The following is a 24,194-nucleotide window of genomic DNA, read 5'->3' as shown; positions in this document are numbered from 1 at the left end:
GCCCAGAGGGGCGAGGGTGTTACGAGCACGCGATGACCACCAGACCACCATCACGCGGCAATGCCGGACGTAAAGGTTCCGGCGCCGGCAAAGGCAGGCCGCCCGGCAGCGGCGGCAAGCCTTACCGTCCCGGCAAGCCCGGCGCGTTCCGCAGGCCAGACCGCGAAGGCACTGGCCCCCGCACCAGCGCCCTCGACGCCGCCCATCGCGCGGCGCAGTTGCGCGGCGAGGCCGACAAGCGCGCGCCCTGGCGCCCCGGCGATGCCCCGGAGACGCCGTCCGATGACGAAATCCCGGTGGCCCGTGCGCCTCGGACGCGGGCGCCCCGCAATGAGGTCGTGGAGAAATCGTTGGACGCGCCGCGTCCGCGCCGCGCTGGTGCCAAGTCCCCGGAACCAGTGGTCGAAGGACCGACCCGGCGCGAACAGCGCGCCGCCGCCTCCGCGACTTTGGCCTCCGGCGTACAGACACTGATCGTCGAGGAAGACGAAGCCGAAATGCGGATCGACCGCTTCCTCACGACGCGTTTCCCGCAGCTACCCTTCACCCGTGTTCAAAGCATCGTCCGCAAGGGTGAGCTGCGTGTGGACGGTAAGCGCGCCAAGCCGAACGACCGGCTCCTGCCGGGCATGAGCGTGCGCGTGCCCCCCCTCAAGCTCGACCCGGTGGCGGAACGACCGCGCAGTGTCGCGCGTGACGCCACCGATGCCGACTTCCTACGCTCGCTGATCCTCTACGAGGATGCGGACATGATGGTGCTGAACAAGCCTTTCGGCCTCGCGGTCCAGGGTGGCTCCGGCACGGTACGCCATGTGGACGGGCTTCTCGAGGCGTTGACCGGGCCGGACGGGCAAAAGCCGCGCCTCGTTCATCGCCTCGACAAGGACACTGCGGGCTGCCTCATCGTCGCCAAGACGCGCCTCGCAGCAGCGACCCTCGCCAAGAGCTTCCGCTCGCGGTCCGCCCGCAAGGTCTATTGGGCACTCACCGCCGGCGTCCCACGCGTGCCCCAAGGCCGGATCTCGACCTATCTGGCCAAGGAAGAAGCTCACGACGGCGATGCGCGAATGCGGGTCGCCCAGCATGGCGACGAAGGCGCGGCCCACGCGCTGACCTATTACGCGATGGTCGACAATGCGGCGCAGAAGCTGTCCTGGCTCTCCCTGAAGCCTGTGACGGGGCGTACGCACCAGCTCCGTGCCCATGCCGCGCATATCGGCCACCCCATCGTCGGCGATCCGAAGTATTTCAGCGTCGAGAACTGGGCTTTGCCGGGAGGCATCCAGAACCGGTTGCATCTCCTGGCACGTCGCATCGTCATTCCGCATCCGCGCACGCTGAAGCCGGTGGACGTCACGGCACCATTACCGCCGCATATGGCGCAGAGCTGGAACCTGCTGGGCTTCGACGCCTCGCGCTACGATCCCATCGTCGAGGCGCCGGAGGCGTGATCCGCCCGGTGCGCATCGGCGAGAAGCGTCTATGGATGCGCCTTGGCAATTGGGCGCCATGCCTTATCCTTGTGGTCGACTTCACCCGTCGTTGCAGCGAGACATAATGCCGATGACGTTCGCGACCATGGCCAGCACCGCCTTGATCGGCCTGTTCGTGTGCTTCGGATCAGCGTCGCTGACCGCCGAGGCTGCCGCGCAGGCGGCGGGTCCACAACAGACCCCGCCAAGTCCCGCGGTAAAAGCGGTTCCCGCTCCGGCAACGCCGAACCCAGCTCCGCCACCTCCCGCCGTCGGCCGCCATGGATCACAGGCGCGGGCGGGCGAACGCAGGCGGCGGTCCTATGCCAGTTGCAACCGGCTTTCGCACGCGCGCGGCCTGCGCGGCGGGGTACGGCGGCGCTTTCTGATCCGCTGCAAGCTCGGCTACGAACGCCAGAAGCCAGGCCAGGCAGCGGCGCAACAACTGCAGCCAGGGCGTCAGCCGTAATGCGGCCATGCAGGACTCTTCCGTGAAGCTCGTCGTTTTCGACGTTGACGGTACGCTGGTTGATAGCCAGCACCTCATCGTTGCGGCCCAAGGCATGGCCTTCGCCGAGCACGGCATCGTTCCACCCTCGCGATCAGTCTCCCTTTCCGTTGTCGGCCTTTCACTGCCGCAGGCCTTCCGGCGTCTCGTAGGCGAGGATGGGCCTGTGGAAGGCCTGTCCGAGAGCTACAAGCGGGCCTTCAATACCTTGCGCCTGGATCCGGCCTATGAAGAGCCACTGTTCCCCGGAATGGGCGATCTGATCGAACGTCTGCATGCCCGAGACGATCTGCGCCTCGGACTCGCCACGGGGAAATCCCGGCGCGGTGTCGATCGGCTCGTAGAAAGCCATGGCTGGGGCGACGTCTTCGCCACCATCCAGACTGCCGACGACGCGCCATCCAAGCCCGACCCGGCGATGCTGCATCAGGCCATGGCCGCGGTTGGAGCAACGCCAGAGACGACAGTGATGATCGGAGACACCACCTACGACATGGATATGGCGGTGAGTGCCGGCGCGGCCGCCATTGGCGTCGCCTGGGGTTACCATCCGCCGGGAGCGCTGCTTGGCGCTGGGGCAGTGACCGTGGTCGAAACCGCTTCCGCGCTGGCAGATCTGTTCACGGGCGGAATTCGGAAGGTCGCTGTAGACATGACGATTGCGGATCTTACCCGGGAGTAAAGTTCGCAACAGCCATTCAGTATCGCGCCGGCTTCCTGCTCGCAGGCTGCGAGACGATGCGCTAGAACCTCTCGCCATGAGTACAGACGATCCTGCCGAATGGCTTGGCGACGCCCCTCCGGTGCACGATCCGCACAAGGCCGTGCGCGCACAAACCCGCCCCGCATTGCCGAAGCGGTTCTACAAAGTGGCCGGCCTCGCGGGTAGCGAGGAGGGGTTTCGCCTGATTCTCGACGGGCGATCTGCCAATACACCGGCCCGTAATCCGCTGACCTTGCCGACCCGCTCACTTGGCGAAGCTATCGCCGCAGAATGGGCAGCGCAGGCCGAGTTCATCGACCCCTCGACCATGCCGCTGACTCGCCTCGCCAACACCGCCATCGACGGGGTCGCTCCCCGCCGTGACGCGGTGATCGATGATCTCTCGGCCTATGCAGGGACGGATCTCGTCGCCTACCGCGCCGGAGACCCGGAACGTCTCGTGGCCGATCAAGCCCGTGCCTGGAACCCCGTGATCGACTGGGCGCACGAGACCCTGGGCGTACGCCTGATCCTCAGCGAAGGCGTGATGCATGTGACCCAGCCGGAGACGTCGGTGAACGCACTTCGCGCTGCGATCGCTGCCGTCGAAGGGCCTTTCCGGCTGGCCGCGCTCCACACGATGACGACCTTGACTGGCTCTCTCCTGATCGCCCTCGCCACGCTGCGCGGACATCTCACTCCAATGGAGGCCTGGGCGGCGGCGCATGTGGACGAGGCCTATCAGGCCAGCGTCTGGGGTAGCGATGCCGAAGCTGAGGCTCGGCATGCCCTGCGGAAGGCTGAATTCGAGGCCGCAGCGACGCTGGCAACCCTGGCTCGTTAAATTCATTTTCGCTGCCTTTCCCCCGTGCTAAGGCGCTTTTGAAGTATACCGCCAAGCCATGCTGTCGGACACGGCACGGCTTCACCCCCACGAACCCATCTCAAGGCTCACCACGCATGAAGGATATTCTCGAGAAGCTGGAAGAGCGGCGCGCTCAAGCCCGTCTCGGCGGCGGCGAAAACCGCGTCGTGGCCCAGCACAAGCGCGGCAAACTGACGGCACGAGAGCGTATCGAACTCCTCCTCGACCATGGGTCGTTCGAGGAATTCGACATGTTCGTGCAGCATCGCTCGACCGATTTCGGGATGGAGAAGCAGAAGATTCCCGGTGACGGCGTGGTCACCGGCTGGGGCACCATCAACGGCCGCACCGTGTTCCTCTTCTCCAAGGACTTCACCGTCTTCGGCGGCTCGCTCTCCGAGACGCATGCCGCCAAGATCGTCAAGGTCCAAGATATGGCGCTGAAGATGCGCGCCCCGATCATCGGCATTTTCGATGCCGGCGGCGCCCGCATCCAGGAAGGCGTCGCTGCTTTGGGCGGCTACGGCGAGGTGTTCCGCCGCAACGTCGCCGCTTCCGGCGTCATTCCGCAGATCTCCGTCATCATGGGCCCCTGCGCGGGCGGCGACGTCTACTCGCCCGCCATGACCGACTTCATCTTCATGGTCCGTGACACGAGCTACATGTTCGTCACGGGCCCGGACGTGGTGAAGACTGTGACCAACGAGGTCGTCACGGCCGAGGAGCTCGGCGGTGCCAAGGTCCACACCACCAAGTCCTCCATCGCCGACGGGTCGTTCGAGAACGACGTGGAGGCGATCCTTCAGATCCGCCGCTTGCTCGACTTCCTGCCCGCCAACAACATCGACGGCGTGCCGGAGATCGAAAGCTTCGACGACCCGCTCCGGCTCGATAAGTCCCTCGATACCCTGATTCCGGACAACCCGAACAAGCCCTACGACATGGGTGAGTTGATCCGCCGGGTGGCCGACGAAGGCGACTTCTTCGAAATCCAGTCGACTTATGCGCGCAACATCATCACCGGGTTCGGCCGCCTCGAGGGCCGCACCGTCGGTTTCGTCGCCAACCAGCCGATGGTGCTGGCCGGCGTGCTCGATTCGGATGCCTCCCGCAAGGCGGCCCGCTTCGTGCGCTTCTGCGACGCGTTCTCGATCCCGATCGTCACCTTCGTCGATGTCCCCGGCTTCCTACCCGGCACCGCACAGGAATATGGCGGTCTCATCAAGCACGGCGCCAAGCTCCTCTTCGCTTACAGCCAAGCCACGGTGCCGCTGGTGACGATCATCACCCGCAAAGCCTTCGGCGGCGCCTACGACGTGATGGCCTCCAAGCACGTGGGTGCCGACATCAACTACGCTTGGCCGACCGCGCAGATCGCAGTCATGGGCGCCAAGGGCGCGGTCGAGATCATTTTCCGAAGTGAGATCGGCGATACCGACAAGATCGCGGCACGAACCAGCGAATACGAGGACCGCTTCCTCTCGCCCTTCGTCGCCGCCGAGCGCGGCTATATCGACGAGGTGATCATGCCCCACTCGACGCGTAAACGCATCGCCCGGGCGCTCGGCATGCTCCGCACCAAGGAGATGGAGCAGCCCTGGAAGAAGCACGACAACATCCCGCTCTAAGCGGTGGAAGGCTTCCCACCGGGGAAGCCTATTCCCAGTGGCCCGCCGCGAAGTGGATGGTGGGCCATGACGTGGGGTGCGGGAGCCGCGATGACATCTTCGGCCATCCCAATCTCGACCCCATCGTCAGGTGCCGCGGCACCTGACGATGAGAAAGGCTCCAGCCGGACCTGAGCGAACGAACGAGTTCCTCAAGACCCACATACGCGGGGCACATCTGGATGAGGTGGTTCGATGCGATGGGCGAACGTGCCCAGCCGACCGTCCGCTCGAAGTTCCGGCTCCGTCCGGTCCGGGTGATCTGACAGTCGCCCCGGAAAGCCGCCATACCTACCAAAGGCTCGGCACTCTCACCCATATCGCGATTGTTCCCGGATGCTGCCAGGATGATCCGACGCAGGAGGGACAGATCGAGAGCTTGCGCCGATGGTTCGCGGCTTGCGCCGGCAAGGGCCGGCTACCAGCTCGCTGGGTTGGGTTGGACCGGAATCTCCGCTTTTGAGCTTCCCCAACGCCCCATCGTGGCAAGACAAACAGTACCTTTTCTTTCAAGGGCATTGTCAGCACTGCCGTGAACAAACCCGCAAATCGCTATCACCGGTTACCGGCTCATCAATACAGAAATAAACCGCTCCAACGATTATTGCCTTAAAAACAACCTGCCTCTCTTTTTTCAGTTGCAACCTTAAATTTGACCGCTACGCTCAACCTAGTGATCGAGATCCTTATTGGATAGATTCTAGGATTCGCCATGCCGACCATTAAAATCACGGTAGGTACAGGTTACAATGATGAAGATTCCATCACTGTATTTCCTCCGCAACGGTATGACGACGATCCGGAAGCAGATATTTATGTCCGCTCCGTCGGGGTCGATGAGCGACTCGTGATTCGCGATAGCGATGGAGACGGGACAACATTATTCTACTTTTCTGAAGATCGCTTGTCGCACCATGCTACGGCGTTTTCGGGAGGCTACGATTTCAACTTCTCCGACCGCCTTGGAAAAACGACACTCGAGGGTGGAAATTTCGCCGATGTCCTGACCGGTGGATCCGGCTCGGACAGTCTTCTTGGAGGGCTCGGAGACGACACGCTCAACGGTCGTCGCGGCAACGACGTGCTGGAAGGAGGCGCTGGCGCTGACATCTTGAACGGCAGCTTGGGAACCGACACGGCGAGCTACGAGCATTCCTCCGCGGGAGTCACCGTCAACCTGAGCACGGGCGTCAATCGAGGTGGCGATGCCGAAGGCGACGTCTTGATCAGTATCTCCAAGATCAATGGCAGCACCCATGGAGACCATCTCACGGGCAACGCCGCCGCCAACACTTTGATCGGCAACGGAGGAAACGACTCTCTTTACGGCCTAGGTGGCAATGACCGCCTCGTCGTTTCCGAGGATCCCGTCATCATCGACGGAGGCACCGGGAAAGACGTACTGATTGTCACGGGCGTTATCGAACTCACAAACAGCAACTTCAATAGTATCGAAAGGACCTACGTTCGGAACGGCGGTGATGTGTCGTTCGAGTTCGTAACGCAAGGTCAAACCATCGTATCTCAGACGACTTTGGAAAATAGCACCGTCATCTATGGCACCCAGGGCAATGATTGGATCTTGTCCGGCGACGGCAACGACAGTATCACTGGCGGCGCCGGCAACGATAAGTTGTTTGCAGGTTCGGGCGAAACCATTTTCGGCTATACGGACAGTAATTTCGGCCGAGACAATATTTATAAATTCGACGTCGATATCGATCGCCTTAATGTAACACTCATCGCGAAAAACTTCAGTGACATTAAAATTAAAGCGATCAACGGCGGGCAGGATACGCAAGTTACGTTTGCTGGGATTGCAGACCCTGCGCAGAAAATCATCTTGCACGATGTCGTGGCATCGAGCCTGACGGACGGTAGTTTTATTATCTAGCTGTTCCTACACGGCAACTTTACAGAAAGCATCAGCATGCGCCTGACAGGCAGGCATTGCTTCCTGCTACGAGTGCATTCCGGCGACGCAGTCGCCGGATCCTCGAGAGAGGCGCATTTTTACAATGGCCTTGGGGTACTGTACTCAAGCGGCGGTGTCGGTCGCGCCCCCTGAAGACGCCCTTATCGCTCGTGAGGCCATGTGAGGTATTCTGGCGGCAGGGTAGGTGGATGGCGCTGAGCGGTCGATCGTGAGCGCAAAACTCCGCTTGGCCAAGCGTGGCAGTGTTTGTCCGTCGCCACCCTGACCGTGCGGTGAGTCCGCTCGAGCCATTCGAGTGGGCGACAATCGCTTCAGGCGCCTCTCAGCTCGAAGATCAGGTTCAGCCGCGTGCGGGCGATCTGGCGATAGCCGCGCGATTCGAGCAGGCCGACGAGGTTGATCTGCCATTGCGCCGTGCCATCCTCGATGAGGAGCAGGCGAGGGTGCAGGGAGACCGGCGCCTCACGAAAGAACGGCTCCAGGATCAGGTCCTCGGCCCCCTCCACGTCGAGCTTGATCGCATCGATCCGGGTGATGCCTTCGCCCTGGGCAAGGCCCAGAAGGGTGACTGCAGGCACTCGGATCTGTGCACCTTCGTTGGTGCCGACAATCTTCAGACTCGATTCGCCCCGGTTGCGCGGATCGACGAACAAGGTCAGTTCACCGGCCTTATCGGCCACCGCGCAAGCCACGGCCTTCACCGTGCCGAACGGGTTCTGGGCGATATTGTAGGTGAGCCGATCGAAGATGTCGGGTTGAGGTTCCACGGCTAGGATCCGCGCGCGGGGACCGGCGAAGGCGGCCACGGACAAGGCGTAGGCGCCGATATTGGCCCCGATATCGAGGAAGGTGCAGCCGGGCTCCAGCCGTGACGCCAGAAGCGCACGTTCTTCGGGATCGAAGAATTGCGGCGTGAACAGCACCTTCTTCTCACAATTGTTGTTGTAGGGGTGCAGCCGCATCCGTGCGCCAAAACGCTCCACGTCGAGGGGCTGACCCTGCAGCATCGTGATCGCGAGTCGCCTCAGCAGGAAGCCGAGACGCCGCCCCGCCCAGCTTTTGCCCGAGAGGTTCACCGTGCGCTTGGTGATGCGTGCCACAAGCCCCTTGGGCGCGTGGGTGCCGAAGGGTGGGATGCCGGAAGAATGCGTATCGGTCATTGCGCCGGGTGATGCCAGCCCGGCAGCCTGACGGCAAGCTTCTCCTGTCGTCCAGCACCGCCCCTGAAGCCTGCATAATCCGACGCCATGCCCACAAACGGCGCACGTCCCCGATTATCGACTGCGCAAACGGTTATCCGGGAGGCATCCTCCGTAGGACTGGCGCCTTCATGAAAAGGGTAGGGGAACAATGCAGCCCCAGGGAAAGCCGCAGTGACGGGCGGCCTTACGGAATCGCTTAGAGCAGCTGGCACATACCATGCAGATGGCTTCAGGTGGGCAACGGCGCCTGCGAGAGACGCCTTCGATGACGGGCGGCTCGTGCTCACTGTGGCGTGAGCGACCAATCTCTCCCCACCCCGTTCATGGGGGCCACTCGCGAGGAGTGCCGGGAGATATCCGATCGCCTGGAGCCTCTCCGCATGCAGTCCCAAAAAGCGACCCGAATCGATCTCTTCAGTCTGGCCACGCCCCAGATGCGGGCCTTCCACATCACTTGGCTCGCCTTCTTCGTCTGCTTCTTCGCTTGGTTCGCGGTCGCTCCGCTGATGCCGGTCATCAAGGGTGAGTTCAAGCTGACCAACGATCAGGTCTACAATATCAACATCGCCGCAGTCGGTATCACCATCCTGGTGCGCCTCCTGATAGGTCCCATGTGTGACCGGTTCGGGCCGCGCCTGACCTACACGGGTCTGCTGACCCTCGGTGCGATTCCGGTGATCGGCATCGCCTTCGCCAATTCCTATGAGAGCTTCCTGTTCTTTCGCCTCGCCATCGGCGCCATCGGGGCGAGTTTCGTCATCACGCAGTTTCATACCTCGGTCATGTTCGCACCGAACGTGGTCGGTACGGCCAACGCCACGGTCGGCGGCTGGGGCAATGCCGGCGGTGGTGTCACCCAGAGCGTGATGCCGCTGATTCTGGCGGCCCTCGTCAGCATCGGCGTCGAGAAGACGATGGGCTGGCGCCTGTCGATGATCGTGCCCGGCGTCATGATGCTGGTCGTGGCATTCCTGTATTACCGCTTCACGCAGGACACGCCCGAGGGCAACATCACCGAGCTTCGTGCGCGCGGCGTTTCGGTTGACGCCGGCAAGAAGGGCGGCTGGGCCGTCTTCAAACAGGCGATGGCGAACTATCGCGTTTGGATGCTCGCGATCACCTACGGCGCCTGTTTCGGAGTCGAGATCTTCATCCATGCGGTAGCGGCGACGTATTATGTCGAACGATTCAGCCTCGACCTGACCCAGGCCGGAATGGCGGCCGGCAGCTTCGGACTTCTCGCTCTCTTCGCCCGTGCGCTCGGGGGCATCGCGTCGGACCGGGTCGCACGTCAGAAAGGCCTCGACGGCCGCACCCTGCTCTTGTTCGTCCTGATGGTCGGCGAGGGTCTCGGCCTTCTCGCTTTCGCCTATGCGGGGTCGGTCGCGCTCGCCGTCATCGCCATGCTCGCCTTCGGTCTGTTCACCCACATGGCCTGCGGCGCGACCTATGCCCTCGTACCGTTCATCGATCGCAAGGCGCTGGGCGGTGTCGCCGGCATCATCGGCGCGGGTGGAAATGTCGGCGCCGTGGCGGCTGGATTCCTGCTCAAGGGGGTCGGCAACCTGCCCGGCGCGCTGTTCATTCTCGGCATCGCCGTGCTGATCTCGTCGCTCTGCGCGATCTCCGTGCGCTTCTCGCTCACCCATAAGGAGAACGAGCAGAAGCTGTACGACGAAGCGGTCGCCCAACGCGCCGTCGCCAGCGGCCAGCCCGCCTTCGCCTAGATCGCTCATCGCATCCGCGACAAGGGGAGCAGCGACGCTAGTCGTTGCCCCCTTGTCGGCTTTAGACGCCGCGGAGCTCGTTCAGGCCAGCGAGGCGTGGAGCTTCTCGAAGCGGTCGCGCCAATGCAACCGATAGGCGTTGCGTACGTCCACGCTGACGATCCGGCGGTGCGTTAATGTGATCTCCGTGGCTTTGTCACCCACCGACAGAAGATCCACCTGCACGATAGTCTCGCCGATGCGCAGCATCTCGTTCGGCCCGTCATAAGTCCACGTCTGATGCAGGTGATGCCCGCGTCTGATCTCTTCGAAATAACCGGTAACCGCGTGAAGTGCGCCCGCCTCATCCCGCCCCCGCAGCAGGAATGTCCCCCCGACTCGGGGGTCGATCTCCACATGATCCGCCACGGTTCCGACCGGCGCCATCCAGCCTCGCGCGAGCGATGGGTCCGTCCAGGCTTGGAAGACGTCCGGCTGCGGGGCGCGCACCACGTGTTTGAGAACGACGACGGGAACGATCTGAATCATGGGCCGTCCATATCCTGAAAGATCGAGCCGCATGGCACGCCCTGAATCGTTTAGCTGGGGCGGCCAGATCGTTCTTCGCCCCGCAAGTTCCGTGCGGCAAGGGGAGGAAGACGGTTGGAGCACGATGAGGACAAGGGAAAGGCCGTCCTGTCACCCCTCTGATCACTCGCGCCTTGCCTCAATGCCGCTCAAGGACGATTTTGGCGACCAATAGGCATGGCCCTCGAGCCGCCATCGACCTTCCGACAGGAGCATGCAGCGCGATGCAGACGTTCGATTCCGACGGGACCACCATCGCCTATATCGACGTGCCGGCGAAGGGCGGCAGCGGTGATCCGATCGTACTGATCCACGGCTTCGCCTCCAACCATTCCGTGAACTGGGTCAATACACTCTGGGTGAAGACCCTGTCCGAGGCGGGGCGCCGGGTCGTCGCTCTCGACAATCGCGGCCATGGCGAGAGCGAGAAGCTCTACGAGCCGGAAGCCTATGGCTCCGACATCATGGCGCAGGATACAAGGCGGCTCCTCGACCATCTCGGTATCGAGCGCGCCGACATCATGGGGTATTCCATGGGCGCGCGGATCTCGGCCTATCTCGCACTCGACAACCCGGAGCGGGTGCGTTCGGTGCTGTTAGGGGGCCTCGGCCTGCATCTGGTGGAGGGAAAAGGCCTGCCAAATGGCATCGCCGAGGCTTTGGAGGCTCCGGCTGGCGAAAAGGCGCCCAATCTCACGGCCGCTGCCTTCCGTACCTTCGCCGAACAGACCAAAAGCGACCTTCGGGCGCTCGCCGCCTGTATGCGCGGCTCACGCCAGACCTTGTCACGGGAGGAAGTCTCTCAGATCGACGCTCCCACGCTCGTCACGGTGGGCACCCTCGATACTGTAGCGGGCTCGGCCCCGGCTTTGGCGGCGCTCATGCCCCATGCGAAGAGCCTGGAACTCCCCAACCGCGATCACAGCACGGCTGTCGGCGACAAGCTGCACCGGCAGGGCGTTCTGGCCTTCCTCGACGAGCGGCCGTGACGGCGATCAGCTTTTCAGCCGATAGCCGGTGCGGAAGATCCACGTCACGCTGGCAAGGCAAAGGGCGAGGAAGATCAACGTCATCGCGAGGCTGATCTCCACCCCGACATCGGACGTGCCGAAGAAGCTCCAGCGGAAGCCGCTGATGAGATAGACCACCGGGTTCACGAGACTCACCGTCCGCCAGAAGGGCGGCAGCATCTCGATGGAATAGAAGCTGCCGCCGAGAAAGGTGAGCGGCGTGACGATGAGAAGCGGCACCAGTTGCAGCTTCTCGAACCCATCTGCCCACAATCCGATCAAAAAACCGAACAGGCTGAACGTGGTCGCGGTCAGCAAGAGAAACGCTACCATCCAAAGCGGATGCTCGATCCTCAACGGTACGAACAGGGCCGCCGTCGCCAAGATGATTAGGCCGATCAGGATCGATTTCGAAGCCGCGGCACCGACATAGCCGAGCACGATCTCCAACGGCGAGACCGGTGCCGACAAGATCTCGTAGATCGTCCCGGCAAAGCGCGGGAAGTAGATGCCGAAGGATGCGTTGGCGATGCTCTGCGTCAGCAAAGAGAGCATGATCAGGCCTGGCACGATGAAGGCGCCATAGGCGACTCCATCCACGGAAGCCATGCGTGCACCGATCGCTGCGCCGAAGACCACGAAATACAGAGAGGTGGCGATGACCGGAGCCACGATACTCTGAAGGCCCGTCCGCCAGAAACGCGCCATTTCGAAGAGGTAGATGGCGCGGATCGCCGGCCAATTCATCGCAAGCGGATTCATCGGGGCGACCTTCATGCCTGCTCCCTCACGAGATCGACGAAGATGTCTTCGAGGGAACTTTGGCTCGTGGAGAGATCGCGAAATGGGATTCCCGCCGCAGCGAGGTCGGTGAGCAAAGTCGTGATGCCGGTGCGCTCGCCCTTGGTATCGTAGGTGTAGACGAGCTCCTGACCATCCGCCGATAGCGCGAGGCCGTGTTGGGCCAATTCGACCGGCAGGGCAGGGAGCGGAGCCTGCAATTGCAGAGTCAGCCGCTTTTTGCCGAGCTTGCGCATCAGCTCGGCCTTCTCCTCGACCAAGATGATCTGCCCTTTTCGGATCACGCCGACGCGGTCGGCCATCTCTTCGGCCTCGTCGATGTAATGCGTCGTGAGAATGATGGTGACGCCTTGGTCACGCAGCTTCCGCACCAAGCGCCACATATCCTGACGCAGTTCCACGTCTACGCCTGCGGTCGGCTCGTCCAGGAACAGGATACGCGGCTCGTGGCTGAGGGCCTTGGCGATGAGTACGCGCCGCTTCATGCCACCGGACAGCGTCATGATGCGGCTGTCCTTCTTGTCCCACAGCGACAGGTCACGCAGCACCCGCTCGATATGACCAGGGTCGGCCTTCATACCGAACAGTCCCCGGCTGAAGCTCGTTGTCGCCCAAACCGTCTCGAACGCGTCCGAAGTGAGCTCCTGCGGCACGAGGCCGATGGCTCTTCGCGCATTACGATAGTCTTTTGCGATGTCGTTGCCGTCCACCGTAACGGTGCCGCCGCTTGCCCGGACGAGTCCGCAGACGATGCTGATCAGTGTCGTCTTACCGGCGCCGTTGGGGCCGAGCAGAGCGAAGATTTCACCCCTAGCGATATCGAGGTTGATATCCTTCAGGGCATGGAGACCCGATGCGTAGACTTTGGACAAGCCCGCGATGGAGATGATTGGCGGCATCGAATCTCCGTGGATTATTTTTCTTCGGAGCGACTAACGGCGCTGCCATACCATGGAGATGGGTGCCGCGGACGAGTGTGAAGCGGCACGCCGGAGAACAAAAAAGCCGCCTTGCGGCGGCTTTCTCCGAACGTCGATGGAGGTGACACTCAGGCCTGAAGGCGCCCCTTAACCTCGTCCAGGCTGGAGCGGACGAGCGATAGAGCCGCATCGCCCCGGAGGCGCTCCCGCAGGATCACCTCGGACACCTTTACGGCAGCATCGGCGGCGGCGGCGCGAACCTGCGCGGTCGCCTGAACCTCGGCCTGGGCAATCTTGGTCTCGGCCGACTTGGTGCGGCGAGCAATGAACTCGTTCAGACGGGCGTGGCCCTCGTCGGCGATGCGCTGGGCCTCTTCGCGGGCTCCGGCGACAATCGCTTCGGCTTCGGACTCAGCCTGGCTGCGGCGCTTCTTGTAGTCGGCCAGTACCGTGGCGGCCTCCTCGCGCAGGCGGCGGGCCTCGTCGAGTTCGGAGCGAACGCGGCGGCCGCGGGTGTCGAGGGCCTTGGTGATCTGAGCGAAGCCGCCGACCTTCCACACGACGCCCATGAAAAGGACGAAGGCGACGGCGACCCAGAACTCGGCATCCAACAACATTCTCGTCGTCCTATTTCGTTGGCGTCCGGCAGGGCAGGGCCGGACCGGTCACGTCTGCTGCAGGCGCACTCAGTGCGGGATGGCGACGCGGTTCAATGCGGTATCGAGGCTGGCCTGGTCGGGAGCCGTTCCGGTGAGGCGCTCGACGATGGCGGAGGCCGTTTCGCCGGCGATGGAGCGAACGCTGCCCATGGCTTCGGCGGTGCGGGTGCGAATCGTGGCTTCAGAGGCGGCGATCCTGTCGTTGAGCTCGGCCTCGAGCGTCTTGCGACGGGCTTCAGCCTCGGAGCTCAGGGCAGCGCGGGTCTCGGTGGCGATGGTGCGGGCCTTCGCCTGGGCATCGGCCAGCGACTTCTCGTAGGCGGCTCCGGCTGCCTCGGCCTCGGACTTCATGCGCTGGGCCTCGTCGAGATCGGACGAGAGGCGCGTGGCACGGTCGTGCAGGATCGCCTGGATGCGGGGCAGGGCCACCTTGTCCATCAGGTAATAGAGCAGGCCGAAGGCCAGTGCGAGCCAGATCAGCTGCGAGAGAAAGGTATGGCTCTCGAACGGCGGAAAGCCGCCGCCATGTTCGGACGCGGGCGATGCCATGATGCCTTCATGGGTTGCGGTCGGATGGGCCGGCTGAGCCATGACGTCCTTCGCTCAAAGTAAGTTCGTGAATGAGGACCGGGCGCGCGTCCAGAAGAATGGGGCGCCCGGTCCGGGTCTGCTGTCGGGTCGACGAACGTCGTCTGACTTAGACGGCGAACAGGAGGAGCAGCGCGACGAGCAGCGAGAAGATGCCGAGCGCTTCCGTCAGCGCGAAGCCGAGGAGCAGGTTGCCGCGCTGGCCGTCAGCGGCCGACGGGTTGCGAAGGGCACCGGCGTAGAACTGGCCGAAGAGATTGCCGAGGCCGATGGCGGCACCCGCCATTCCGAGGCAGGCGAGGCCGGCACCGATGTACTTAGCGGCTAAGGGATCCATCAAATTGCTCCTGGTATCGGTTCGTTCGTTGCGTGGAGAGGAATCCGGCCGCAACCGCGGACCGGGGACGGAAGGGGATACCGCCGGGGCCTAGTGGCCGGGGTGGAGGGCGTCGCTGAGGTAGATCGAGGCGAGCGTCGCGAAGACGTAGGCCTGCAGACCGGCGACGAGGAACTCGAGGGCCGTCACCGCGACGCTGAGAGCCAGCGGCAGAGGAGAGATCGCACCCCAGGCACCCGCAGCGAGAAGCGCCGGCACGAAGCCCGCGAAGATCTTGAGGGCAATGTGGCCGGCGAGCACGTTGGCGAAGAGACGCACCGCGAGGCTGATCGGCCGCGAGACGAAGGAGACGATCTCGATGGCGACGATCATCGGCATCAGCCAGCCCGGCACACCCGAGGGCACGAACACCTTCAGGAACTTCGTGCCGTGGGCCATGAAGCCGTAGACGATGACGGTGGTGATCACGAGAAGCGCCAGCGCGAAAGTCACGATGATGTGGCTTGTCACGGCGAACGCATAGGGGATCATGCCGAACATGTTCAGGACGAGGACGAACATGAACAGGGAGAAGATCAGCGGCATGAACCGCTCGGATCCATGCCCGGCCGACTGACGGAGGGTCGAGCCGATGAACTCGTAGAACACCTCGGCCACGGACTGCATCCGGCCCGGCACCACCGAGCGCTGCGCCGTCGCCACGATCGTGATCAGCGCGATGATCCCGACGGCGGCGAACATGTACAGCGCCGACTGGGTGAACGCGATTTCCTGATTGCCGATATGACCGAAGGATACGAGCGGCTTGAGCTCGAACTGGTGGATCGGATCCATCTTTACGGCCATTGCCGCTACCGTCCTTCTGTCCACGAGCGGGCGAGATGCCCGCTTTGCCTCAGGACCGCTCGAAAGCGGCAAAATTCGCCGATCAGGACCGTTCCCGATCCCGGTTTTTGTCGACCGCGTTTTTAGCGGCCGGCCTCGAGAGCGAGCCCGAGACACGCATGACGTTATAGACGCCGGTTGCGAAGCCCAGCATGAGCAGAACGATCAGACCCCAGGGCTTCGTCCCCAGAAACTGATCGCACAACCAGCCGAGAATGCCTCCGGCGAGGACACCGGCGATGAACTCCGTGGAGAGTCGCATCGCCAGGCCCAAGGATGACGCCCCGTTGGAGCCACCGGCACCCGACGAGGGGCGAGAAGGAGCGGCGGGCCGCTTCTCCTCGATCCGCTTCTCGAGACGCTTCAGTCTCGCCGAGAGATCCTCGTCCGGCTTCTGCCGTCCGTCTCCATTCCCATCCCCTGCGTCGTTACCGCTCACGGCGAAAACTCACATTGGCGAGAGTGGAGGGAACCGGCCTGAAAACCCCGTCAAGCGCGGCGCACCATAGTTTCGCCCATCTTGGGTGTCAAGGCGCGCCGAATGGGCCTTAAGTTCCTGTAAAATATAGATAAACAGGCCCTTGCGACGATCCTGAACGATGCGCCCCGTGCATGAAGGGCAATCGGAGGCCAAGCTTCGGTCTCAGGCACCCAGAATCGGCTTGATGACCTTTTCCATCCCGTCGATCGTCATCTCACCCTTGAAGCGCTCGCCGTTGATGAAGAAGGTCGGCGTCGAGTCGACTTTGAAGGTGTCCAGCCCCTTCTGCTTCACCGCGTTCACGGCAGCGTAGAGCTTCTGATCCTTGAGACAGGTCTCGAATTTCTCCTTCGAGAATCCGGCTTGCCGCAACATCTGCTCCAAGGCATCCACCGGCGATTGCGGCTTCTGCACGTAGGCCCAGCCCTGCTGCTGGTCGAACAGCAGATCGGTGATGGGATAGTATTTCGCGTCGCCGTCGCAGCGGGCCAGCATGAAGGCCGCGGTCGCCAGAGGATCGAGCGGAAATTCGCGCAAGGTGAAGCGCACCTTGCCGGTGTCGACGTAGCGCTCCTTCAAAGCCGGCCAAGTGTTCTTGTGAAACGCGGCACAGTGCGAGCAGGTCATCGAGGCATATTCGATGATCGTGACCTTGGCGTCCTTCGGCCCCAGCCAGACATCGCCGAGGGGACCCGGCTCCATCAGGGAAGCGAGGTTCGCATCCTGGGCGAAGGCGTCGAGGGTCAGCCGGGGCAGGAGCGCGGCCGCGCCGATCGCCATGCCGGTGAGTTTCAAGGTGTCGCGACGGGTGATCATGATGTCGACGGGCTCCGCTCGAAGATCCGATCCATGCGGCTTGCGGTAGAGACCCGCGAACAATCTGACAAGACGGGACCTGCGGTCCCGCTTCCATGCGCCGCGACACGGATGGTGTCGGAAGTGAGATTCAGCGAGATTGCGGTGGTGAGGAAGCCACGATCGCCACGCCGAGCCTATCGAGGGCGTCACGCAACGCGTCGTCGCCGATGGACGACACGGCCAGGGCGACTTCCCCGCGCTTCACCGGATCGAGGGGCGGCACGACCCGCTTGCGAACGGCTTGATGAACGCGCCCCTGCTTGAGGACGAGCTTGCCGATGCAGGCCCAGCCATAATGGGCGTTGATGCGCTGGATCACCACGGGAGCCAGATGCTGCAATTCCAGGGCGAAGACACCCTCCACCCGCACCACGAGCGTGCCTGGATCCGGCCGGCCCTGCTCCTCGCGGCGGGCGCGGCGGGGCCATTCGAGCTTCGAGGGCTGGCAGAAACGGGCGAGGCGCTCGCCGACGATATCGGGCCAGGCCGCGAGGATATCGGTGGAGGCGAACCCCTGCGCGGCGAAAGCCGGTCCGATACAGGTCTCGATCAGCTCGGCGAGGGGTTTGATGCGGGCCATGAGCTCCGAGAGTTTCCGATGCGGGCGGACGCCGCATGATAGCCCGAACGGCGTCGGCTTTCGAATGCTTTGATCGTTCGCCGCCACCCTGTATGGACGGGCGCCCAACACGCCGGATCTCATGTCGCGGGATTTCATGTCACCGGACTTCACGGCAGCGACCGGTTCTTCTGTTGGAGGCCCGCAGGCCGCCGATCTCCTTTCATGGTACGACCGGCATCGCCGCGTCCTCCCTTGGCGCGCCCTGCCGGGGGAAGCTCCGGACCCCTATCGGGTCTGGCTGTCCGAGGTGATGCTGCAACAGACCACGATCGCGGCGGTCAAACCGTACTTCCTGCGCTTTATCGAACGCTTCCCCTCCGTGGAGGCCCTCGCGGCGGCGCCGGAGGAGAGCGTCATGTCGGCTTGGGCCGGCCTTGGCTATTACTCCCGTGCCCGCAACCTCCATGCCTGCGCCAAGGCGGTCGTGGAAGCGGGAGCCTTCCCCGATACGCTCGACGGCTTGCGCAAGCTGCCCGGGATCGGCGCCTATACGGCCGGCGCCATCGCGGCCATCGCCTTCGACAGGCAGGAAGCGGCAGTGGACGGCAATGTCGAGCGGGTGGTGACCCGGCTCTTCGCAATCGAGACGCAGATCCCCGCCGCGCGTCCCGAGATCCGACGGCTGACCCAGAGCCTCGTCCCGGCGCAGCGGCCCGGTGACTTCGCCCAGAGCCTGATGGATCTCGGTTCGACCATCTGTACGCCGAAGCGACCGGCCTGCGCCCTCTGCCCCTGGATGGCACCCTGCGAGGCCCGCACCCTGGGGCTGCAGGAAACGTTTCCACGCAAGATCAAGAAAACGAAGGGCGTCGAGCGCTATGGCGCCGCGTTCGTGGCGATCCGGAGCGGGGACGAGGCCGTATTGCTGCGGACCCGCCCCCCCGAGGGGCTGCTCGGTGCCATGGCGGAGCCTCCGACCAGCGCATGGGATAGCGGTTACGATGTCGCCCAGGCCCTGCTCGACGCTCCGCTGGACGCGCGATGGAAGCGGCTACCGGGCGTGGTGCGCCACGTCTTCACGCATTTCCCGTTGGGACTGACCGTCTTCGTCGCCCGCGTCGGCCTCGCCACGAAGGCACCGGCCGGCATGCGCTTCACGCCCAGACGCGACCTCGAGGAGGAACCGTTGCCCGGCGTCATGAAAAAGGTGCTGGCCCATGCGTTCGATCCGAAGCCAGAGGCCGTGAAGCGCGGACGGCCGAAGGCCATGCGGGCGGTCCAGGACACGCCACTCTTCGCAGAAGTCGAGGCTCCGCCGCCCGAGCCGCGCCCGAGCTTTCGCCCAGTGCCCAAGCCGGCGCCGCGCGCGGTGGTGAAGCCGCCGATCGAGGACGGGGAGGGGTTTTTCAACGAGCCGGAGGAATCGCCCCCGCCTGTGGCGCCGCGCAAGCGCGGCAGGCCGAAAACGCGTCCTCGATAGGACAAGCGCAAACCCTTCCCCTGCGGGAGAAGTCGGCTCGCGTCCGATCTTCTCACCGTTGAGAGAACTATGCGGCCGACCCCATCGCGGCCCGCATCCGGCCCCGGAACACGTCGATCAGAACCAGTTTTCCGTCACGCTTGGCGTGCCAGAAATCCCAACCGTTGCAGGAGGGAAAGCCCTGGACGAGGGCGCCGATCTTGTGGATCGAGCCCATGGCCGGCCCGACCATCAGCGTCCCGTCGGGACGTACCACGGCCTCATGGCGACCGCGCGCATCGGTGAGGATCTCGCCGGCACGGATATGGCCGGCCTCGATCACGCTGAGGAAGGCGACGCGTGGCTCGGCCCGCTTGGTCGGGGCGACGAGGAGGGCGGCCTTGGACAGGGGCTCCACGGCGTCGATCCGGGCGCGGGCCGCCTCGGCATAGACCGTCTCCCGCTCGATGCCGATGAAGCGCCGGCCGAGCCGCTTGGCGACGGCCCCGGTGGTGCCTGTGCCGAAGAACGGGTCGAGCACCACATCGCCGGCATTCGTGGCCGAGAGCAGGGTCCGGGCGAGCAGGGCTTCGGGCTTCTGGGTCGGGTGGACCTTCTGGCCGTCGGCGCCTTTCAGGCGCTCGTCGCCGGTGCAGAGCGGGATGAACCAGTCCGAACGCATCTGGACGTCGTCGTTGCCGCCCTTCAGCGCCTCGTAATGGAAGGTGTAGCTCTTCGATTCCGCCGAGCGGGAGGCCCAGATCAGGGTTTCGTGGGCATTGGTGAAGCGCTTGCCGCGGAAATTCGGCATCGGGTTGGCTTTCCGCCAGACGATGTCGTTGAGGATCCAGAACCCGAGGTCCTGAAGCACCGAACCGACGCGAAAAATGTTGTGGTAGGAGCCGATGACCCAGAGGGTCGCGTTCGGCTTCATCACCCGGCGGGCAGCGGTGAGCCAGGCACGGGTGAACTCGTCATAGGCAGCGAAGCTCGAGAACTGGTCCCAGGCGTCGTCGACGGCGTCGACCCGGCTCTGGTCGGGCCGCAACAGCGAGCCGTCCCCGAGTTGGAGATTGTAGGGCGGGTCGGCAAAGACACAGTCGACGCTTGCCGCCGGAAGGGCGTTCATGGCGGCGATGCAATCCCCGACGAGGATTTCGTCGAGAGGAAGACGCTGGGCGGCGGGTACGAGACCCATCCGCGGCGCCGACACGAGTCGCCCGGTACGCGAGACACTTTTCCGGGCGACGGTGTCGGCAACCGCGGTACGCAGGGAAGCCATGGCAAACACCGGTTACGCGACTGACCGGCAGACCATGGGGCCGTTAACGTAAAGGGCAGGTTGCCGGGGTGTAGACAATGCGTCTCGATTTGGGGCTGCAGATTTTGCCTACCCGCTCCAATACTGACGAATTTTCATCTCTTGCTTGACCAATCTAACTATCCGTTCACCATGAAATCACAGTCGAACGTATATCAACCAGCCGATCTGGAGTTCGACTTGGAACTTCGTCCGAGCCCGTCGCGGATGCTTTCAGCCCACGCGCACCCCATCGGCAGCCATTCCCGCATCGTCAGGGTCACGGGCGACGCGCGCCTCCCATGCACCGCACGCCGGGTTACGGCGATGTCTCGCCATCAATGTGGCAGGGGCCGTGACGGAGTTGGAGAACGGGAACGAAGCTGTCAACGACCGCCTCCATCCGCTCTCAATATAGAATTTCAGCGTACGCCCGATTTGCAATATCTTTAGATTTTATTCACACGTCATGAGACCGACGAAGGCTAATGAAGGCAGGCCTTGCCACATTCTACTGATCTCATTTCAGCCTTCATTGGCTCTATGCTCCGCAGCCTCTGCAACAACAAAGGGAATGCGGATGAATATGAAGCCTGTTCGTTGGACCGCTGCCGCTATTGGAACCGCCATGTCTCTCGCCGCACTCAGTGCACCGGCCGCAGCCCAATCCGGCGCGGCCTCCTGGTACGGCAGCGGTCGCAAGACCGCGAATGGCGAGCGCTTCAATCCGAACGGGATGACCGCCGCCCATCGCAGCCTGCCGTTCGGCACCCGTGTCCGGGTCGAGAACAAGCGCAACGGCCGCTCGGTGGTGGTGCGCATCAACGATCGCGGGCCTTTCGTGCGCGGACGGATCATCGATCTCGCCAAAGGCTCTGCCCGAGCGCTCGGCATGGGCGGCACGACCTACGTCTCGCTCAAGGTCGTGAACTGACGCGGAACCCGTGACGTCATGGGCATGCCAGAGGATGGCGGTGCCGGGTCGCGACGACGTGCGGCATGCCTCATCCTCCTGATGCCGCATGGTGATTCCGCGAAAGGCGGGTTTCACTGCCGCGCTTGATCAACTAAGGGGCCGGTTGCCGTTGCATGGATGGCGATCGGCCCCATCTTGACGGCTGGATGCGTGTTTGAGGATGGTTCCCCCATGGCAAAGCCCCTGATCGTCGAGATTCCCCACGAGATCGGCCCCGTCGAGGCGAAACGGCGGATCTCGAGCGGGCTGGACAAGGCGAAGGCGGCCTGCGCCAAGGCCGGAATCAATGTCGAACACATGACCTGGACAGACGACCGTCTGAACTTCGCCATGTCCGCCATGGGCCAGAAGGTGGACGGCGAGGTCGACGTCCTTCCCGAGACGGTCCGTATCGAAGTGCGCCTGCCGATGCTGCTGGCCCTGTTCGCCGAGCGGATGAAGAAGATCATCGGCAAGGAAGGCAACCAGCTCCTGATCAAGAAGGGCTGAGGAGCGCCATCGGGGGAACGGCAACGGGCACTCGCCCGTTTCCAGCCCTCTCCCGAAACTTCGCGAGCAGGTGGCGCCGCCCATGTCGAATCCAGGCCCGATAGATCCCGCGCCCATCCCGGAAGCTCCGGTTCCCGATACGCCCTACGAGGCCCCCCAGACGCCGCCGCCGGCTCCAGGGCCGGATATCCCCGCGTCTACGCCGGCCGAGGCGCCCACCGAGAGCCCAACGGAGATCCCCGTGATCGACCCGAGCCCCGCTCCCGTCTCGCCCGATCCGTCGCCAACCGGCCCGGCTAACCCGACGATGTAGCCTCACAGGCAAAACCGCATTTGTTCGGGAGCGGCTGCGCTGCCATAAGCCCGCATCATGGCTGCTCCCCCGCTTCTCACCCTCCAGAACGTCGCGCTCACTTTCGGCGGCACTCCGCTGATCGAACAGGCTGACCTTGCGATATCCCCCGGTGAACGGACTTGCCTCGTCGGCCGCAACGGCTCGGGCAAGTCGACGCTGATGAAGATCGCCTGTGGGCTCATCGAGCCCGACAAGGGCGTGCGCTTCGTCCAGCCCGGCACCACGATCCGCTACCTTGCGCAGGAGCCGGATTTCTCGGGGTTCACCACCACCCTTGATTTTGTCGAGCACGGTCTCACCCATGGCGACGACGCCTACCGCGCCCGCTACCTGCTGGAGAGCCTGGGCCTGACCGGCGCCGAGAACCCGGCGAGCCTGTCGGGCGGGGAGGGGCGGCGCGTGGCCCTGGCGCAGGCGCTGGCACCCGAGCCCGACATCCTGCTGCTCGACGAGCCTACCAACCATCTCGACCTGCCGGCCATCGAATGGCTCGAAGCGGAATTGAAGTCCGTGCGCGGCGCACTCGTTCTCATCAGCCACGACAGACGCTTTCTCTCCGCCCTGTCGAAGACCACCGTCTGGCTCGATCGCGGCATCACGAGGCGGATCGAGCAGGGCTTTTCCACCTTCGAGGCCTGGCGCGACGCCTTCTTCGAGGAAGAGGAGCGCGACCGGCACAAGCTCGATCGCAAGATCGCCGACGAGGAGCATTGGCTGCGCTACGGCGTCACGGCGCGCCGCAAGCGCAACGTCCGGCGGCTCGGCAACCTCCACGCCCTGCGCAAGGATCGACGGGAGGACCGCCGCCCCGTCGGCACCGCGACGATGACCTCCACCGAGGCGGAGAGTTCCGGCGCCCTGGTGATCGAGGCCAAGAATGCCGCAAAGGCCTATGGTGAGCGCCGTATCGTCGACGATCTCTCGATCCGGGTGATGCGTGGCGACCGGCTCGGCATCGTCGGCGCCAACGGCGCCGGCAAGACCACCCTCATCAACCTGCTCACGGGACAATCTGCACCGGATTCCGGCACCGTCGCCTTGGGCACGAACCTCAAGATGATGCTCCTCGACCAGGCCCGGGCTGTGCTGGACCCATCGATGACGGTCACCGAGGTGCTCACGGGCGGCAGCGGCGACAGCGTAGTCGTCGGCGGCGTGAGCCGTCACGTCATCGGCTACCTCAAGGACTTCCTGTTCGCCCCGGAACAGGCCCGGACCCCGGTGAGGGTGCTCTCCGGCGGCGAGCGCAACCGCCTCCTCATCGCCCGAGCCCTGGCCCAGCCCGCCAACCTCCTGGTCCTCGACGAGCCCACTAATGACCTCGACCTAGAGACCCTCGACCTCCTGCAGGAGATGCTGTCCGATTATTCCGGCACGCTGATCCTGGTGAGCCACGACCGTGACTTCCTCGACCGCGTCGTTGGCAGCGTCCTCGTCAGCGAGGGGGAGGGGCGCTGGGTCGAGTATGCCGGCGGCTATACCGACATGGTGACGCAGCGCGGCCAGGGCGTCGAGGCGCGCAAGAGTGCCACCGCGCCTCGCCCCGACGGCAAGGTGAAGCCGGGCCGCCTCGTCAGCACGTCCGCGCCCCCGGCGCCCAAGACGAAGATGGGGTTCAAGGACCAGCACGAGCTGAAGACCCTGCCGGAGCGAATCGCGAAGCTACAGACCGAGATCGCCAAGATCCGCACCGTCCTTGCCGACCCGCAGCTCTACAGCCGCAATCCGGCCCTGTTCCAGAAGGCCTCGGCGACCCTCGCGGCGGCGGAGGCCGACCTCTCGGCGGCCGAGGACCGCTGGCTGGAGCTGGAGATGCAGCGGGAAGGGTGAGGCGGGTCGCCCTTCGCACCGGACGCCCGGCAGAGCG

The 24,194-nt window shown here is 63.9% G+C and carries 24 protein-coding genes; 12 read left to right on the top strand and 12 right to left on the bottom strand.

Annotated elements, in window-relative coordinates:
* Window positions 1-32 precede the first annotated feature (32 nt).
* The 6 genes from AC0IXR_RS19925 to AC0IXR_RS19900 all read left to right on the top strand — a co-directional run bounded on the left by AC0IXR_RS19925 (window position 33) and on the right by AC0IXR_RS19900 (window position 7,109).
* Window positions 33-1,451, top strand: a complete 1,419-nt coding sequence (locus tag AC0IXR_RS19925; protein ID WP_471761889.1) for an RluA family pseudouridine synthase — start codon at window positions 33-35, stop codon at window positions 1,449-1,451.
* Window positions 1,452-1,563: 112 nt separating this feature from the next.
* Entirely contained in the window at window positions 1,564-1,941 is a 378-nt protein-coding gene (locus AC0IXR_RS19920; RefSeq protein WP_471761888.1) for a hypothetical protein, read from the top strand.
* A gap of 7 nt (window positions 1,942-1,948) precedes the next feature.
* Entirely contained in the window at window positions 1,949-2,662 is a 714-nt protein-coding gene (locus AC0IXR_RS19915; RefSeq protein ID WP_471761887.1) for an HAD-IA family hydrolase, read from the top strand.
* A 76-nt stretch (window positions 2,663-2,738) separates the two neighbouring features.
* A complete protein-coding gene (locus tag AC0IXR_RS19910; protein WP_471761886.1) occupies window positions 2,739-3,527 on the top strand; it encodes an ATP12 family chaperone protein in 789 nt (262 codons plus the stop codon).
* A gap of 116 nt (window positions 3,528-3,643) precedes the next feature.
* Entirely contained in the window at window positions 3,644-5,176 is a 1,533-nt protein-coding gene (locus tag AC0IXR_RS19905) for an acyl-CoA carboxylase subunit beta (RefSeq protein ID WP_471761885.1), read from the top strand.
* A 751-nt stretch (window positions 5,177-5,927) separates the two neighbouring features.
* Entirely contained in the window at window positions 5,928-7,109 is a 1,182-nt protein-coding gene (locus AC0IXR_RS19900) for a calcium-binding protein (RefSeq protein ID WP_471761884.1), read from the top strand.
* Between the two features lie 353 nt (window positions 7,110-7,462).
* Here AC0IXR_RS19900 and AC0IXR_RS19895 read toward each other — a convergent pair whose 3' ends face one another.
* Window positions 7,463-8,311, bottom strand: coding sequence for an FkbM family methyltransferase (locus AC0IXR_RS19895; protein WP_419952675.1), 849 nt, complete (start codon window positions 8,309-8,311; stop codon window positions 7,463-7,465).
* Window positions 8,312-8,733: 422 nt separating this feature from the next.
* Here AC0IXR_RS19895 and AC0IXR_RS19890 point away from each other — a divergent pair, with 422 nt between their 5' ends.
* A complete protein-coding gene (locus AC0IXR_RS19890) occupies window positions 8,734-10,080 on the top strand; it encodes an MFS transporter (protein ID WP_471761883.1) in 1,347 nt (448 codons plus the stop codon).
* A gap of 81 nt (window positions 10,081-10,161) precedes the next feature.
* Here the strand turns inward: AC0IXR_RS19890 and AC0IXR_RS19885 are convergent, their stop codons facing one another.
* A complete protein-coding gene (locus AC0IXR_RS19885) occupies window positions 10,162-10,608 on the bottom strand; it encodes an SRPBCC family protein (protein WP_419952677.1) in 447 nt (148 codons plus the stop codon).
* A gap of 263 nt (window positions 10,609-10,871) precedes the next feature.
* On the opposite strand from AC0IXR_RS19885, the gene AC0IXR_RS19880 reads away from it, so the two are divergent.
* The gene (locus tag AC0IXR_RS19880) at window positions 10,872-11,636 is read left to right on the top strand and encodes an alpha/beta fold hydrolase (RefSeq protein ID WP_471761882.1); all 765 of its coding nucleotides are present in this window, start codon (window positions 10,872-10,874) and stop codon (window positions 11,634-11,636) included.
* A 6-nt stretch (window positions 11,637-11,642) separates the two neighbouring features.
* Here the strand turns inward: AC0IXR_RS19880 and AC0IXR_RS19875 are convergent, their stop codons facing one another.
* The 9 genes from AC0IXR_RS19875 to AC0IXR_RS19835 form a co-directional block, all read right to left on the bottom strand.
* Window positions 11,643-12,404, bottom strand: a complete 762-nt coding sequence (locus AC0IXR_RS19875) for an ABC transporter permease (RefSeq protein WP_207410766.1) — start codon at window positions 12,402-12,404, stop codon at window positions 11,643-11,645.
* A gap of 26 nt (window positions 12,405-12,430) precedes the next feature.
* A complete protein-coding gene (locus AC0IXR_RS19870) occupies window positions 12,431-13,357 on the bottom strand; it encodes an ABC transporter ATP-binding protein (RefSeq protein WP_471761881.1) in 927 nt (308 codons plus the stop codon).
* A 149-nt stretch (window positions 13,358-13,506) separates the two neighbouring features.
* Window positions 13,507-13,992: a F0F1 ATP synthase subunit B family protein gene (locus AC0IXR_RS19865; RefSeq protein WP_207410765.1), complete on the bottom strand. Its 486-nt coding sequence runs from the start codon at window positions 13,990-13,992 to the stop codon at window positions 13,507-13,509.
* 72 nt (window positions 13,993-14,064) lie between these two features.
* A complete protein-coding gene (locus AC0IXR_RS19860; RefSeq protein WP_207410551.1) occupies window positions 14,065-14,628 on the bottom strand; it encodes a F0F1 ATP synthase subunit B family protein in 564 nt (187 codons plus the stop codon).
* A 106-nt stretch (window positions 14,629-14,734) separates the two neighbouring features.
* On the bottom strand, window positions 14,735-14,962 hold the full coding sequence (locus AC0IXR_RS19855) for a F0F1 ATP synthase subunit C (protein WP_018044493.1): 228 nt from the start codon (window positions 14,960-14,962) through the stop codon (window positions 14,735-14,737).
* Window positions 14,963-15,052: 90 nt separating this feature from the next.
* On the bottom strand, window positions 15,053-15,808 hold the full coding sequence (locus AC0IXR_RS19850) for a F0F1 ATP synthase subunit A (RefSeq protein WP_018044492.1): 756 nt from the start codon (window positions 15,806-15,808) through the stop codon (window positions 15,053-15,055).
* A gap of 82 nt (window positions 15,809-15,890) precedes the next feature.
* Window positions 15,891-16,286 carry an AtpZ/AtpI family protein gene (locus AC0IXR_RS19845; RefSeq protein ID WP_471761880.1) on the bottom strand — a complete coding sequence of 132 codons (396 nt, stop codon included), beginning with the start codon at window positions 16,284-16,286 and terminating at the stop codon, window positions 15,891-15,893.
* Window positions 16,287-16,490: 204 nt separating this feature from the next.
* Complete coding sequence (locus AC0IXR_RS19840; RefSeq protein WP_056430592.1) at window positions 16,491-17,144, bottom strand: DsbA family protein; 654 nt, start codon at window positions 17,142-17,144, stop codon at window positions 16,491-16,493.
* 130 nt (window positions 17,145-17,274) lie between these two features.
* A complete protein-coding gene (locus tag AC0IXR_RS19835; protein WP_311274722.1) occupies window positions 17,275-17,766 on the bottom strand; it encodes a DUF721 domain-containing protein in 492 nt (163 codons plus the stop codon).
* A 136-nt stretch (window positions 17,767-17,902) separates the two neighbouring features.
* On the opposite strand from AC0IXR_RS19835, the gene mutY reads away from it, so the two are divergent.
* A complete protein-coding gene (mutY, locus tag AC0IXR_RS19830; RefSeq protein ID WP_471761908.1) occupies window positions 17,903-19,228 on the top strand; it encodes an A/G-specific adenine glycosylase in 1,326 nt (441 codons plus the stop codon).
* A 67-nt stretch (window positions 19,229-19,295) separates the two neighbouring features.
* Here mutY and AC0IXR_RS19825 read toward each other — a convergent pair whose 3' ends face one another.
* Window positions 19,296-20,489 carry a site-specific DNA-methyltransferase gene (locus AC0IXR_RS19825; RefSeq protein ID WP_280136564.1) on the bottom strand — a complete coding sequence of 398 codons (1,194 nt, stop codon included), beginning with the start codon at window positions 20,487-20,489 and terminating at the stop codon, window positions 19,296-19,298.
* Between the two features lie 646 nt (window positions 20,490-21,135).
* Between AC0IXR_RS19825 and AC0IXR_RS19820 the strand changes: the two genes are divergently transcribed.
* The 3 genes from AC0IXR_RS19820 to AC0IXR_RS19810 all read left to right on the top strand — a co-directional run bounded on the left by AC0IXR_RS19820 (window position 21,136) and on the right by AC0IXR_RS19810 (window position 24,157).
* On the top strand, window positions 21,136-21,441 hold the full coding sequence (locus AC0IXR_RS19820) for a septal ring lytic transglycosylase RlpA family protein (RefSeq protein ID WP_018044485.1): 306 nt from the start codon (window positions 21,136-21,138) through the stop codon (window positions 21,439-21,441).
* 213 nt (window positions 21,442-21,654) lie between these two features.
* Entirely contained in the window at window positions 21,655-21,972 is a 318-nt protein-coding gene (locus AC0IXR_RS19815; RefSeq protein ID WP_027172816.1) for a polyhydroxyalkanoic acid system family protein, read from the top strand.
* Window positions 21,973-22,342: 370 nt separating this feature from the next.
* On the top strand, window positions 22,343-24,157 hold the full coding sequence (locus AC0IXR_RS19810) for an ABC-F family ATP-binding cassette domain-containing protein (protein WP_419952682.1): 1,815 nt from the start codon (window positions 22,343-22,345) through the stop codon (window positions 24,155-24,157).
* Window positions 24,158-24,194: the final 37 nt, after the last annotated feature.

Source organism: Methylobacterium sp. AC832 (genome assembly GCF_979256025.1).
This window is presented reverse-complemented; position numbering and strand designations above follow the sequence as displayed.